The 14299-nt window shown below is 43.7% G+C and carries 9 protein-coding genes; 5 read left to right on the plus strand and 4 right to left on the minus strand.

Features of this window, described 5'->3' with window-relative positions; genetic code table 11:
* Window positions 1-9 precede the first annotated feature (9 nt).
* The 5 genes from AC1DOV_RS12725 to AC1DOV_RS12745 all read left to right on the plus strand — a co-directional run bounded on the left by AC1DOV_RS12725 (window position 10) and on the right by AC1DOV_RS12745 (window position 6159).
* Complete coding sequence (locus AC1DOV_RS12725; protein WP_477550108.1) at window positions 10-1341, plus strand: ABC transporter substrate-binding protein; 1332 nt, start codon at window positions 10-12, stop codon at window positions 1339-1341.
* A 42-nt stretch (window positions 1342-1383) separates the two neighbouring features.
* Window positions 1384-2277, plus strand: coding sequence for a carbohydrate ABC transporter permease (locus tag AC1DOV_RS12730; protein ID WP_477550109.1), 894 nt, complete (start codon window positions 1384-1386; stop codon window positions 2275-2277).
* A gap of 13 nt (window positions 2278-2290) precedes the next feature.
* The gene (locus tag AC1DOV_RS12735) at window positions 2291-3136 is read left to right on the plus strand and encodes a carbohydrate ABC transporter permease (RefSeq protein WP_477550110.1); all 846 of its coding nucleotides are present in this window, start codon (window positions 2291-2293) and stop codon (window positions 3134-3136) included.
* Window positions 3137-3386: 250 nt separating this feature from the next.
* On the plus strand, window positions 3387-4421 hold the full coding sequence (locus AC1DOV_RS12740; RefSeq protein ID WP_477550111.1) for an ABC transporter substrate-binding protein: 1035 nt from the start codon (window positions 3387-3389) through the stop codon (window positions 4419-4421).
* 124 nt (window positions 4422-4545) lie between these two features.
* Window positions 4546-6159, plus strand: a complete 1614-nt coding sequence (locus tag AC1DOV_RS12745) for a helix-turn-helix domain-containing protein (protein ID WP_477550112.1) — start codon at window positions 4546-4548, stop codon at window positions 6157-6159.
* A 223-nt stretch (window positions 6160-6382) separates the two neighbouring features.
* Here AC1DOV_RS12745 and AC1DOV_RS12750 read toward each other — a convergent pair whose 3' ends face one another.
* The 4 genes from AC1DOV_RS12750 to AC1DOV_RS12765 form a co-directional block, all read right to left on the minus strand.
* Window positions 6383-9532, minus strand: coding sequence for an ATP-binding protein (locus AC1DOV_RS12750; RefSeq protein ID WP_477550227.1), 3150 nt, complete (start codon window positions 9530-9532; stop codon window positions 6383-6385).
* A 284-nt stretch (window positions 9533-9816) separates the two neighbouring features.
* Window positions 9817-10821, minus strand: coding sequence for a FecCD family ABC transporter permease (locus AC1DOV_RS12755; RefSeq protein ID WP_477550113.1), 1005 nt, complete (start codon window positions 10819-10821; stop codon window positions 9817-9819).
* Complete coding sequence (locus AC1DOV_RS12760; protein ID WP_477550114.1) at window positions 10818-11855, minus strand: FecCD family ABC transporter permease; 1038 nt, start codon at window positions 11853-11855, stop codon at window positions 10818-10820. Before AC1DOV_RS12760 ends, AC1DOV_RS12755 begins: the two co-directional genes overlap by 4 nt.
* Window positions 11856-11861: 6 nt before the next feature.
* Window positions 11862-13841, minus strand: coding sequence for an AraC family transcriptional regulator (locus AC1DOV_RS12765; RefSeq protein WP_477550115.1), 1980 nt, complete (start codon window positions 13839-13841; stop codon window positions 11862-11864).
* Between the last annotated feature and the right edge of the window lie 458 nt (window positions 13842-14299).

Below are 14299 nucleotides of genomic sequence, written 5' to 3' on the forward strand. Positions count from 1 at the left end.
AGATGTATTATGAACATGAAAAGGCCGGTATTTGTAACACTGCTCATCATGGTATTATTTATCGTTGCTGCTTGCGGTTCAAATAATGGGAGTGCTGAGGCGGAAAAGCCAGCAGCTTCGGACATGCCATCTGCTGTGGCTAATGGACTTAAGGGAGAGTTTGAAATCCAATATTTTGTCGGGGGTTATGGGGATGCTTGGTGGATTGATGTTATTGATCAATTCCAGAAGCTAAATCCTGATCTGAAAATCAAGCAATCGGCTGGCCCCAAAATTAACGATCAAATGAAACCAAGATGGATTCAAGGCAATCCCCCAGATCTTATTTACATAGATGGAGCTGGATCAAATCCGAGGCAGATGGTAGAAGACGACCAGCTTCTGGATCTATCGGATTGGATTCATGAAGCGAGCAACGTAGACGGGGAGAAAATTACTGATGTTATGATCGCAAGCCCTGAGCAATACGGCGGCAAAACCTACAATATTCCGCTTGTATTCGGCTCATATGGCACATTCTACGATGCAGCGTTGTTTGAGAAAAATGGATGGGCTGTTCCGACGGACTTTGATCGTTTCTTGGAGGTAAGTGAGAAAATAAAAGCTGCTGGTATTAGTCCCTATATTCATACAGGCGTATATCCGGATTACATTCTTGGCGGCTTCGTATATCCAGCGATTATATCGGCGAACGGAGATAACGGGCAAATTCTGAAAGACATGGGTGACATGAAAGAAGGCATTTTCAAAAGCGAGCCCGTTCTTAAAGCGCTTCGTCAATTAAGCGAGATTTCCGCAAAAGGTTTAATTGATAAAGGTGCTCCTGCGCTTAACCATACAGATTCTCAGATGCAATTTCTACAGCACAAGGCTGCTATGATTCCAAATGGGCTATGGCTGGAAAGCGAAATGAAAAATGATGCGCCATCTGATTTTAAATATGGGTTCGTTCCTTCAATAACCCAAGCGAAGGGCGGGAAATTCATAGCGTTGCCGTACACAAGTACGATGGCGATTGCCAAAAAAGCGAAAAATCCTGAAGCTGCCAAAGCGTTCATCGAATTTATTTTCACCAAAAAAGCGTCGTTGAACTGGGCGGAGAAAACCGGTGCTCTCATGAACGTGAAAGTAGATTTGGAATCTTCAAATGCTGGGGATACGGCCAAAAATGCTATGAAATATTACAATAGCGACAATACGATTGTCGCACCTGTAGTTGTGTTTAATGCTGATGTATTCAAGGTGATGAGTGATGCAACGATAGCTTTAACGATCAACAAAATCACACCGGAAGAGTGGACGGAGCGGGTTGAGGCAGCAGCAGCCAAGGCTAGAAAGTAAGCCATTAGCAATCTAGTTATTTCAGGTAAAGGATGAGCGTCAATGTCGCGTCAAGCACAAAGAAAGCTATTCATTATTACATTCCTTATTCCAACGTTCCTCTTCTTCTGCCTTTTTGCACTGTTTCCCATTTCCAAAGGCATATACATCTCTTTGTTTGACTGGTCTGGCAGCTCTGAGCACATGACTTATATTGGTTTGGACAACTTTAAGGCTCTGATTCATGATCCGATCGTATGGAGAGCGATTGGCAACGATTATTTTCTAGTGATTGGGAAAGTAATTGGAATCATTCTGTTAGCTACTTTCTTCGCTGTTGCAGTTACTAGGCTCAGAGTGCGGGGGCAGCAGTTTTTTAGATTAGTCTTTTTTCTTCCGAATTTGATCTCAATTGTGGTTATAGGTGTGTTATGGCGATTTGTTTATAATCCGAGCATCGGCTTTCTGAATTCGTTTCTTGGGATATTCACGAATGCCCATAACAATAGGCCTTGGCTAGGGGAAGAAGGAACGGCATTGTGGTCGATCTTATGGCCCTCGATTTGGGCTGGGGTAGGATTTTATTTTCTCCTGCTCGTTGCCAGCATTCTTAGCATACCGGCTTCTTTGTACGAGGCGGCTGAAATGGATGGAGCCTCGCCTAATCGACAGTTTTGGAGGATTACGCTTCCCTTGATCTGGGAGCAGGTTAAGGTCAGCATTCTTCATATTGTGATGACGACTTTAAACGGCTCCTTCGTGATGGTTTTATTGATGACGGAAGGGGGACCAGATAATTCAACGCAAGTGCTTGGTTCCTATTTGTACCAAATGGGATTCCGTCAATTTCATATGGGTTACGCTGCAGCACTTGGTGTATTGATCTTGATCTTATCTCTAGCAACAACGCTAGTCTTACAGCGAGTGCTTCGACGCGATAGCATTGAATTTTCATAGAGGAGATGCATGTATGAGCTTCAGTCAGCCTTCACGAATATTTAGGACAGCAGCCATCCTCGTTCTTCTTCTGTGGACCTCGGCTGTGCTTTATCCGCTGCTTTGGACATTACTAAGCGCTTTAAAAAATAATACGCAATTTTTAACGAACAAACCTTGGTCACTGCCTGAATTTCCGCTTTACTGGAGCAATTTTTCTTATGTGTGGAAAACCTATCATTTTGGCGACTATTTTTTGAATTCCGTATACATTACTTTAATGAGCTCATGCTTATCCATTTTGTTATCGGCTACAACTGCCTATGTTATAGCACGTTTCAAGTTCAGCGGCAGCCAGTTGATGTATATGGTCTATTTGTCCTCAATGATGATCCCTCTTATTTTGGGGCTGATACCGTTGTTCTTTCTACTAAACGATTTGTACTTAATTAATAAACTAAACGGATTAGTACTTGTATATACAGCGTGGTCATTGCCTTTTGGCGTTTTTGTGTTGGTCAGTTTTTTCAAATCGCTGCCGAAGGAATTGGAGGAAGCCTCCTATATTGATGGGGCGGGGTATTTTAGAACCTTTTTTCAAATTATGCTGCCAATGGCTCGTTCCGGTATGATTCCCATTTTGATTATGAACGCTTTGAACAATTGGAACGAGTACATCATGGGGACGATCTTCGTGAATGAGCCTTCCAAGTACACACTGCCTGTTGGAATTGCGATCATGCAGGGGGAGATGCAGTACCGAACCGAATGGGGGCCATTGTTCGCTGGACTGTTAATTTCAATGGTGCCTGTTGTACTCGTTTATGCTTTTTTTCAAAGAAATATTGTAGCTGGAATAACTGCTGGTGCGGTAAAATAATGATTACCTGCGACAAACAATCGGCTTTGGGCGAAACATTTTGCCTAGAGGCGGTTGTTTTTTTATATAAAGATGACATGTTTTTTAGGATTGAATCGTGTTCGTTATCTCATGTTTGGATAAAAAACTCGCAAGAGAATGGACATTGTATCCCAAAACCATAATGATATAATTGCTCATGAACGAAATGAGAATGATAATCAATGAAAACATTTCGTTACGACAATACATATACAGGAGTGGGTAAAATATGTTTCAGCATACAGGTTCACGCAGCTTCATCGTAAGGGGTCTCATTTCTCTACTGATTGTTTTCATGGCACTCACGGCATGCAGCACACCGCAAGAAGAGAAGAAAGAAGCAGAGAACAAAGGAAATGCTGTGAATACGCAAACAGACAAAGCCGCAGAGAATGATAAAGAAGTGAAAACGAATGAGAATGAAACACGCGTAGTGAAGGATTTTTTTGGTGACGTTGAAATTCCGGTTAAACCAAAGCGAATAGCTGCTATTTATTTGGAGGATTATTTAGTCACTCTTGGCGTGGAGCCTGTTGTACAGTGGTACCATCCTATGTGGGGCAAACAGGAATATTTGAATTTAGACGTACCTCCATTTGATATAACAGGAAGCATTGAAGCACTGCTGGATGCGGAACCAGATCTTATTATTACAGATGGTTTTGTAGATGAAGCTATCTATGAAAAATACTCTAAGGTAGCACCAACCTTTCGGATGCCTGACGACATTTTGATGAGCAGCTCCTCCGATATTCTTCTTAAGATTGCTGATCTAATTGGTGAACAAGAGAAAGCCGAGAAGCTGGTGAAGGACTACAAGCAGCAAATCGTGGATACAAAAAGCAAGCTGAAAGCAGCGATTGGAGAAGAATCAGTTGCTGTGTTGCGGCTTAATATCGGTGAGACTGACCTCAATCTTCTTGGAATTAAGAACAAATTTGTTGGTTCTATCCTTTACAAAGAATTAGGCTTAACTCCGCCAAAGATGGTTGCGGATATGGAAGCCTTTATTGAAACGATCTCCATGGAGAAGCTTCCTGATCTTAATGCGGACCATATCATTATTTTAACTTCAAATGGATCTTGGTCATCGGCCGAAAATCAAGAATCCATTAAAAATCTATTCGATAGTCCAATTTGGCAAAGCGTCCCTGCTATAAAGAAAGGAAATGTTTATCAAGTGGATCGGACCTATTGGCAGACGGGCGCTTTCACGGCTAACCAACTCAAGATTAAAGATTTGGAAAAAGTTTTGCTGAAGTAACATTCGCGCTGTGATTACAATTTTATCGGAAGAGCATTTCAACGAACAGTTGAAGTGCTCTTCTTTATCGTTTATAGTAATTTTATTGATAATCATTCTCACGGAAAGGAGGGCTTATGAATCTATGCAAGAGACAAACGCCAATACGAATACATCTCCAAGCAAAATCTATCGCTTAACCGGAGTAAAATATAAGGAATCTGAACCTTATGAACAACAAAAAGCGAGAAAAAATGATTGCTATCGATTGTTTGTTATTATGGACGGGGGAGGGCGCCTCGTTCTTGATGGATGCGGTTATCAGCTCGAGCGCGGCAAATGTTTTATTTCCGAGCCAGGGGCAACCATAACAAATGAAGTCGGCAGCAGCGGACTCATTCATTATGAACTAAGCTTTGAGATTCTTTACGTTGGAAAAGATGGTCGGGCCGCTTCGGATAGCGATTGGAGTACTTCATTTCCATGTACAGGAGAAGTGGTGTGCCCCCCATTTTCCCAATGCTTGGAGTGGGTTGAGAGGCTACATAGCTTTAGCTTATCAGACACTAGTGATGAGCTGGACGATTTGGATCAACAAATATGTTTTCAACAATTGCTCCGGCATATTCTCAAGCACAATCTGACCATTTCTCATGCCCAGAGCAGTCGGAAAGCGGTTGAAGCTACAATTGATCGGCTATACCATGACTATCGCAACGAATGGTCGGTGGGCCAGCTGGCGAATTTGACCGATGTTGGCCGGACACACTATTCGCGTTTGTTCAAAGAGATTACAGGTCAGGTGCCGCTGCAGTACTTATCCGGCATTCGAATTAATCAAGCGAAGCACCTGCTGCAAGCAACCGATGATCGTTTGTCCGATATTGCACAGAACGCCGGATTTGGCGATGAGTTTTATTTTAACCGCCGCTTCAAGAAGACGGTCGGCATATCGCCAGGGCAATACCGAAGACATTACCGAGAGGAGATTCGTGTATTCGCACCGTTTCTTGAAGATTTTCTGGTAACGCTTGGCGTTACGCCTATCCTGCAGTGCTCCATAACGAATTGGGGAAAACAGTCGTATTTGGGGCTTGAGCATATTCCCGCAATTGAGATTTCCGATAAATATGCAACTCAGCTGCCGATAAAGCCGGACTTTATTTTGGTAGACAACGGCTTTCCAGATAAATGGGATCATCATCTCTTGGAGGAACAGGCTCCGCTCTACAAAATGTCCAATGAGGGGGAAGATTGGCAGGAAACTTTGCGAATCATGGCAGATCTAATTGGGAGAGGAAAAAACGTAAAGGTCGTTGATATTATAGCGAAGTATGAAAAAAAAGCAGAAGCTGCTCGGAAAAAGCTTCGCCCGATTCATCATCAAACGACCGTTTTTCTGCGAATTCAAGCTAATGGAATATTGCTGTATGGCGGTCCGGATAAGGGATACACGGGGCCCATTCTCTATAGTGACCTGGGAATGACGCCTCATCCGCTTGTGAAGCAATTGACAAAGAGCACAAGGACAGCCGTGCTAACACCAGAATTGCTCGCGCAGATCGATGCCGATAATGTGTTTGTCACTTTTGAGATTTCAGAACAAGAGAAAAGGAAGCTTTACGCGACGCCCCATTGGCAATCGCTTCCCGCAGTACGTCATAACCGTGTTTTCGAGGTTGATTTTTTGAGCTGGATGAATTACGGCGTCCTCGCCCATAGCCTGAAAATCGATGATGTCCTGCGGGCGCTTGGCTAGATAAGAAAGAGTGTGAAGGAGGCCCTCCTCTCCGATATCTTCAAGCTGCAATTTCAGTGCTTTCATGGTTAGCTTACCCCTACTTTTAACCGTTCCGAACGGAATGTCGTAGTTCACGGACACTTCTTTTGAATTTTTTTTTCGAATAATAAAAAGACGGACAAATGAGAAACCATTTGTCCGTCTTTTTTGTATCGATGAAGTTGTTTAGCAGCTGCTAAAATCAATCATTATCCATAGCCTGCTGATTGCGGTTGTTTGGAATGACAAACGACACGGTTGTTCCTTCCTTGGGCTTACTGATTATAGATAAGCCTTGACCATACATTTGAGTCAATCGTCGATTCGTATTGGCAATCCCTATTCCGCCTTTTCCTTTCATCGTTGGACTGAGCAGTTGAATGACCTGTTCTTCATTCATGCCTATGCCATTATCAATGACTTCAACTCGTATGAAACTGTCCTGGCGATTGATTCGAATAAGCAGCGTGCCGCCGATGTCCTGACTAAGGAGCCCATGTTTGATCGCATTTTCAACCAGCGGCTGTATAGAAAGGGGCGGGATAAGCAAGCTGATGTTGGCATCAACTTCCCATACGACAGTCAACCTGTCCTCGAAACGTTCTTTTTCAATATACAAATAGGCTTCGACAAGCTCCAGCTCGTGAGAGAGCTCAACAAGCTCCCCTGTATTTAAGAAGTCAAAGCTAATCCGTAAAAAGGATACAAAAGAATCGCCCAGATTACGCATCTTTTCAGTATCAATATCGCTTAGCGCCATTAAGGAGTTAAGGGTATTGAACAGAAAATGCGGATGGATTTGTGCCTGAAGATAAGCGGCTTCTAAACGCAAACGTTCATTAATGGACTGCTTCAGCATAGTCAACGCCCTGATTCGGTATTTGAGTTCCAGAGCATCCACAGGCTTGGTAACATAATCATTTGCTCCAGATGAGAATCCGGTATAGATGTCAGCAGGCTGACTACGGGCAGTCAACAGTAAAATCGGAAGCTCAGATACAGAGTATTGCTCCCGTACCTTCTTCGTTAACTCGTAGCCGGACATCTGTGGCATCATAACATCGGCAACTAATAGATCCCACTGCCGACTGCCTAGCAACACTAACGCTTCACGTGCTGAATTGGCTGTTGTAATGTTATACGGCTCGGAAGATAAAATGCCAACAAGCACATTCAGATTAACCGGGTCGTCATCCACTGCAAGTATATTCATTTTCCCATCATTCAGAAATGGCGGGTTGGTTGCAGAGGCTGCTATTTCGTCGATTGCGATGTTAGGAAAAATTAATCCACCATGGCTTTCTTCTGTTCCTTTCGTTGTATGGTCAATAGGAAGCAAAGCTTGTGTTGAAGGGAGGCTAGACATAGTAGCAAGCAGTAATTGAAAGCTGAAAACAGAACCTTTGCCGAGTGTAGAGCGAACAGTTAGTGCTCCGCCATGCAATTCGACCAACTGCTTGCAAATGCTTAAACCAAGCCCAATTCCTCTTCCATCATTGATACCGTAAATGCCTTGTTCGTAAGGGAGAAAGATGCGCGCCTGCGTTTCTTTATTCATGCCGACTCCGGTATCGGAGACATGAATGACGGCATTCCCATGCTGAATTTCGGTAGAGATGGAGATTGTTCCTTCTTCCGTGTATTTTAGAGCGTTGTGCAATAAGTTGTACAAAATTTGTACAAGCCTTTTCTCATCTGCCATGACCCAAGGCATGGATTCAGCAATATTCACATGCAGTTGAATCGGTTTGCCTTCGATCATAAATTTCAGCATGCTAACGATGCCAGGCACGATGGATTGAATTTGTAAAGGCTCCTGCTGCAGCACGATTCGGTGTTCCTTCAGCCTTGCTACATCTAGAAGATCACCGAGCATATGCGACATACGGCGGCTTATTCTTATAAGCAGCTCCATATCGTTAACGCTTTTTGTATTCATTTGCCCTTTCTCTTTCGTTACAACGGTTTGAGCAATATTCATAATACCGTGCAGCGGCGTTCGCAGTTCATGTGAAGTATTGGCAAGAAATTGGTCTTTCAGCTTGTCAGCCTTTTTTAACTGTTCGTTCAGCTCTTTGTTTTCCTTCGAGTTACGGAAAAATTGCTTTAACCAGTACGTAGAAAAACCAATGATAGCTGCTATGATATCTATTGGATAATATACAACCGAAACCTGGCTATTTGAGTTGATTAAGCTCCACAGAAAGCTGGACATAACGCCTGCAGCAGATAACAACAGGAAGACGACGTCGTTGTTGTCTGTTTGCTTCCTTAAGACCATCGTTCCTGTTATATAAACGAACCAAGCAAAGGGCAATAGATAAAAAAAAGAAAATATTTTTAATGCTACCGATTCATTTACAAGCGGTGCGTTTGCGACAATTAGAAACACAGAATAAAAAATGAGCGCTGCAGTGAATGCTCCCAGCCAGCGGTTCTTCGGAGGAGCCGAAGACAATCTTCTAAATAGTAGAAAAATAAAAAAGGAATGCCAAAGCAGAGAGAGCAGCCTGAGCTTCAGCGCCCATGTATAGTTGAGTGGCAGCCATAACAAGAGCAGGTTGTCATGGCCGACGACGATCGTAATACCGGTAGCGAGCGTTAATAAACCAACGATAAGCAAACTTTTTTCTTTAGGATTGAATAAGAAAAGGATAGTAGCATACAAGCCGTGAAGCAGCAAAACAACAAATATGACGAGCTGAAAGCCGATAGAGTACCATCGCACATAATCAATCGCTGCTTGTGAACCAAATTGAATGGAGTGTAAAATTCCCCCGTTGTAAGCATCGTCATAGTTAGCAACACGAATGAGCAGTTCAAGCTCTTTGGTGCCTTTTACAGAGTAAGAAGCGGTGTAGGAGATTTTCTTGGGCTTGTACTCCTCAGCATTTTCGGCAGGTTTTCCGAAGTCGTTCTCAACAAGTCCATTTAATTCTACGCCTGATGAGGCTTGTATTTTTTGCAGCCAAAATGCAACAGGCTGCTCTAGCGGATCGATCAGAATACGCAATCGGTACGTTCCGTACCCGATAGAGGTGTCTGCCTCTTTGGTCAGCACACTGCCCCAGTCACCTGGAACCTGAATATAGCGGAACTGGTTTTGCAGCGGCTGAACATCCTGTTGATGGATTAATTTTGCAGGGTAAAACTCCCATTGGCCATCCAAGGGAATGGTAGCTGAGTTGTTAAAGTCCCAGCCGCGCATGTCGAGTACGCCATTTACAGCACGAGGGTGCTCCGCTGTAGAAAATAGTTCAGACCATGTCCATCGCAGGGCAAGAAGAATGCTAAGAAACAATAGAATAATAGCTACATATTTGAAGGTGATTTTATTTTTCAGCTGTATCATCATACATTGAAATTCGACATAATACGCGTTTTTCCTTTAACATATTTTGGATATTTTATGATTGAAGCGAGTAATATATACGATTGGCAGCTTGGGAAAATATCAAAAAAACAGCGGCAAAGGTGCTTCTAGTTATGTTCATTAAGCTAATTAGTAGAATATGTTCTCATAGGTAGTTAGTTTTGATATACTGTATGAGTAAATGAGAATCATTATCGATTATTTTATCTTTCTTTACATCAGGGGGAAATGTATCTGATTACATTCAATTTTCTTTACCATGTTTATCGCATCAATAAATATAGGAAATAAGGGACACTTAGGATCGTAACGATAATACCTGCTGGAATATCAGCTCCAAAACTAATGGTGCGGGCAATCGTATCGGCCGCAACCATAATAATGCCGCCAATGAGCGCTGAAGCAGGAAGCAATAGCTTATGGTCTGGACCAACAAGTTTGCGTGCAATATGAGGACTAATCAACCCGAGGAAGACGATTGAGCCTCCGAGTGCGACGCATCCTGATGCAATGGCGACCGCGGCTAGGACGAGCCCTAGAAATTCTTTTTTAACGTGAGCGCCTACGCCAGTAGCAATCTCAGTGCCAAGATTCAATGTATTGAGCACTAATGATTTGTACCAGATATACGACACAAGTATCAGCACCCATGGGGCAAGAAGCGCAATATATTGCCATTCCGTCCCCCATAAATAACCAGCCTGCCATTTCTGAGCGAAGACATACTGCTCATCATCGAGCTTGAGCGTCAGAAACAGGGTTAAGGCGCTGAGGCCGACATTTATTGCAGCTCCTGTCAGTACGAGACGAGTGGAAGAAGGAGCGCTTCGTGACCTATAGGCAAGAATATAAATCAACAGTGCAGCCAGCAATCCCCCAACAAACGCCATGACGGGAAGCAGGAAGGCAGATGATAATCCAGAAAGGCCGAATAGCGTAATGAACAGTAGAACCATGAGCCCTGAACCGGCGTTGATACCGAGCATCCCTGGATCAGCGAGATCGTTGCGCAGAAGTCCTTGGAGGACAGCTCCAGAGATCGCCATCCCAATGCCTACAAGCGCAGCCAATACGATGCGCGGCAGCCGAAACTTGAACACGACAAGATTTTGTCTCTCCGTGCCTTGTCCAAATAAAGTGTTCAACACCTCTACGGGGTGAAGCGCCATCTTCCCTGTATTCATGCTGATAAGAATACCAGCAATTAGCATCACCAGCAGCCCTGCTAGCAGCAGACTTCTTCTTCCGTGTAATAGTTGCTGCCTCATTCAAACGCTCTCCTTTCCCTGCGAGAAATCAACAAGAAGAAAGGAACGCCGACAATGGCGAAAATAATGCCAAGCGCCATTTCGTTCGGACGGTTGACCAAACGGCCGATTAGATCGGCGATTAGCATAAAAAGTCCGCCATATACAGCCGAGGCAGGTATGATATACCGATAATCTACCCCAACCATGAACCGCATCATATGCGGAACAATAAGTCCTACGAATCCGACCGGACCTACGAGCACAACAGATACACCGGCCAATAGAAGAACAGCAAGGGAAGAGAGGAGCTTGACGACTACGGTTCGCTGACCCACGCCCCGTGCAATTTCCTCGCCTAGATTCAGAATAGTAATTGAGCGGGCGAGTCCCATCGATAGTGCTAACCCTATCACAAACCAAGGGGCTGTCAGTGCGAGCTCCGCCCAAGTAGCCCCAGCAACGCTTCCTGACGTCCAGTAGGAGAGAGCTTGACCGATATTAAAATTAATAGAGATAAATGTACCAATTGCTCCAAAAAGCAGCGTGATTGACATGCCCGCAAGCACTAGCCGCTGCGGTGACATGCCCTTGCGGCTCAGAGAAGCGGTTAAATACGTTAACCCTGCGCCAAGGCCGGCTCCGATGAAGCATACCAATAGCAGCACGCTATATTGGCTCCCCGGCATAAATGCTAATGCAATCGCCATAGCTAAGGCGGCTCCTGCGTTTATTCCCATCAACCCTGAATCAGCCAGCGGATTGCGTGTGCTTCCTTGCATAATCGCTCCTGCGACTGCAAGGCTGGAACCAACGATGATATCTGCAATGGTTCGGGGAAACCGCAGGAAACGAATAATTTGGTGTTCAGTCAGCTTCTGATCAAAAGAAAAGACAGCGCTCCATGCCGTTGATAGGTTCATTCGAGCAGCTCCGAAGGAAATGGACGCTGCAGCAGCCAACAGCACTAACAGGCATCCAACGAGCATAATGGTAGCAAAATATGTGTTTGTAGGCTGGCTTTTTGAAGCCAGCTGCTCTTTTACGTAGACCATGCCGGTTTAGTTTTTTGTTGCTGTGGCCAGCAACTGTTCGACGATAAAGTCAAGCTGTTCATCAAGGGAATAGATATCACTGTAATATGAGAGGTTAAAGCTCAGCTCGATCATTCTGCCTTCTTTGACAGCTGGAATGCTATTCCAAATAGGATTGCCAGTCAAATCATCCATTCCTTCATAGGAAGAACGGACAACATAATCGCCAATATACTCTGGAAGGACTTCCATAGAAACGGTATCACCTTCTTCATTCGTTGATCCATCAATTTTTTTCTGAATGATCTCTGGCGCTTTCATGCCTAAATATTCATAAATAATTTGAGAGCCGCGTCCAAATTGCTTGCCTGTTACGACCGACATTTCTTTTTTTCCGCCCTCAATAATCGTTACCGTTTTGTCCAGTACGCCAGCTGCTGCGAGCTTCTCTTTGCTTTCTTTTACCTTCGTATTAAAGTTGTCAAGGAGGGTTTGCGTTTCCTGCTCCTTACCGAAGGTTTTGCCCAGCAAAGCAAGTCTTTCATCCGTAGTCATTTTTTCATTTGGAACAAGAATGGTTGGTGCAATTTGGTTTAATTTCTTAAACGTATCCTCAGAAGGGACAATAATGAGATCTGGCTCAAGCGCCATAATGGCTTCTGGGTTCGGCTCAAACCAACTGCCCAGCATTTTCACACCTGCAAGATCCTTTTCAAAAGCAGCCCCTTCGAATACATCGGACACACCAACTGGCTTAATTCCCATAGCAACGACGTCACCTAGCAAATAAAGCACGACTACACGTTTAGGTTCAGCTGGAACCACAACATCACCCATTACAGTAGACACGATACGTGTTGATTTACTTGCTTGATTGATATCGCCAGCGGTACCATTCGTATTTTGAGCGGCATTGGATGCAGCTGCGGTATTTGTAGTAGTCGAAGAAGAATTGCCGGTATTCGTTCCGCCTGCTGAGCAAGCTCCTAGCAGTAGCATTAAACTGAGCAATATGCTCACAGCTAATCTAGGTTTTGTGTGTCTTTTCATTTGTATAGACCCTCCACGTTTATATTGATAATGATTATCATCATCGTTACCAATATAACGCCTCATCCCGCCTGATCCAATGGATAATCTGGTTAAATTAAATGGATAATCATCTATTTTTCGTCGCTGCCGCTCTGATGTCCGAAAGCGAAGCGGTGACAATCCCGTATATTTTTTGAAAATTCGGCTGAAATAATAGACATCTGAATAGCCGATTTCCCTTGCGATTTCCTGCATATCAGCATCTGTACCAAGCAGTAATTCGATGGCGTGACCTACCCGAACCTGAATTAAATAATGGATCGGACTGGCCCCTTTTTCTTCCTTAAACCGCATGGATAGATGACGTGGGCTGTAATTCAGCGTATCAGCAATTGATTCCAGTGTTAGGCTCTTTTGATAATGTTCATCTATGTACCTTATGGCTTGTGATACAAGATCCGGTTTGCGCGCATCAATCCCTTGAGTATCCATTTGACGAAGAAGCTCATGCAGAAACTGATAAAAAAGTCCCTTAATATGAAGCTGATCCAAACTATGCGCACCTTGCCATATATTTCTCATAAGGGTGAGGCAGCGGAGCAGAGCGAGCGGCTCCTCTGGCCGAAAGGCATATTGGAGCGAAAAAGGATGATAGCGCTCCATTAATTGTGTAAGCTCTTTCCGGCCCGTGAATGCATACCCGGTTTTGTAAAACAGTTGATAATATTCAAATTCTTCCTTTGCCTCTATATCTAGGCGCATCCCTTTACCGCCATGCAGCATATGAAAGCGCCTTGCTTCATGCTTATTGCCGTCGAGCTGTAGAGTTGCTGAACCTCGAACACCATAAATAAAGCTGCTTGCCGGCAGCAGATAAGACTCAAGCAGCTCGCCTGGTTCCATAATAACGTGACGTATGTCCAATATTTTTACAGCTGCATGATTCCATAACAAAATATGTTCTTCCAGTTTCATAATGCTTTCATCTCCAATCCTTCTCCCTGTAAGATTGGATTCGTATAAACGGGGAGAAGTACGTTAGAGCTATACGATCTCACCATTATAATTGATAACCATTATCACTTACAATTTAAATATGCTGATTTGCTGTCGAATTGGCATTTAAGTGATGACTGTGTGCTTGCGATTCTAACGAACAGTATGACGCTTATTATGAAGAAAACTAATATTCTTACGTTTTAGCGAATCGTATTAGCGTTATTGCATGCTGTTTGGGGTGTTTTGCGTTGTTTTTCAACAAATAATGATTCTGGAGTTCGTTAAACTTCTAATCGTTAATAAATTGGCGAAATAAGAGCTGCTAGGTTCGTAAGCGAGGTACCTGGCACATAGAAAAACACAATGCACAACGAAAAGTGCAGAACATGCCTAGGACTAACTTTTCCACGAGACATTATGTTAATTGTAGAACA

Source organism: Paenibacillus sp. 01T47 (assembly GCF_056398245.1).

Coding starts and splice junctions, on each gene's coding strand:
- AC1DOV_RS12725 (WP_477550108.1), top strand. CDS start 10: ATGAACATGAAAAGGCCGGTATTTGTAACACTGCTCATCATGGTATTA.
- AC1DOV_RS12730 (WP_477550109.1), top strand. CDS start 1,384: ATGTCGCGTCAAGCACAAAGAAAGCTATTCATTATTACATTCCTTATT.
- AC1DOV_RS12735 (WP_477550110.1), top strand. CDS start 2,291: ATGAGCTTCAGTCAGCCTTCACGAATATTTAGGACAGCAGCCATCCTC.
- AC1DOV_RS12740 (WP_477550111.1), top strand. CDS start 3,387: ATGTTTCAGCATACAGGTTCACGCAGCTTCATCGTAAGGGGTCTCATT.
- AC1DOV_RS12745 (WP_477550112.1), top strand. CDS start 4,546: ATGCAAGAGACAAACGCCAATACGAATACATCTCCAAGCAAAATCTAT.
- AC1DOV_RS12750 (WP_477550227.1), bottom strand. CDS start 9,532: ATGATACAGCTGAAAAATAAAATCACCTTCAAATATGTAGCTATTATT.
- AC1DOV_RS12755 (WP_477550113.1), bottom strand. CDS start 10,821: ATGAGGCAGCAACTATTACACGGAAGAAGAAGTCTGCTGCTAGCAGGG.
- AC1DOV_RS12760 (WP_477550114.1), bottom strand. CDS start 11,855: ATGGTCTACGTAAAAGAGCAGCTGGCTTCAAAAAGCCAGCCTACAAAC.
- AC1DOV_RS12765 (WP_477550115.1), bottom strand. CDS start 13,841: ATGAAACTGGAAGAACATATTTTGTTATGGAATCATGCAGCTGTAAAA.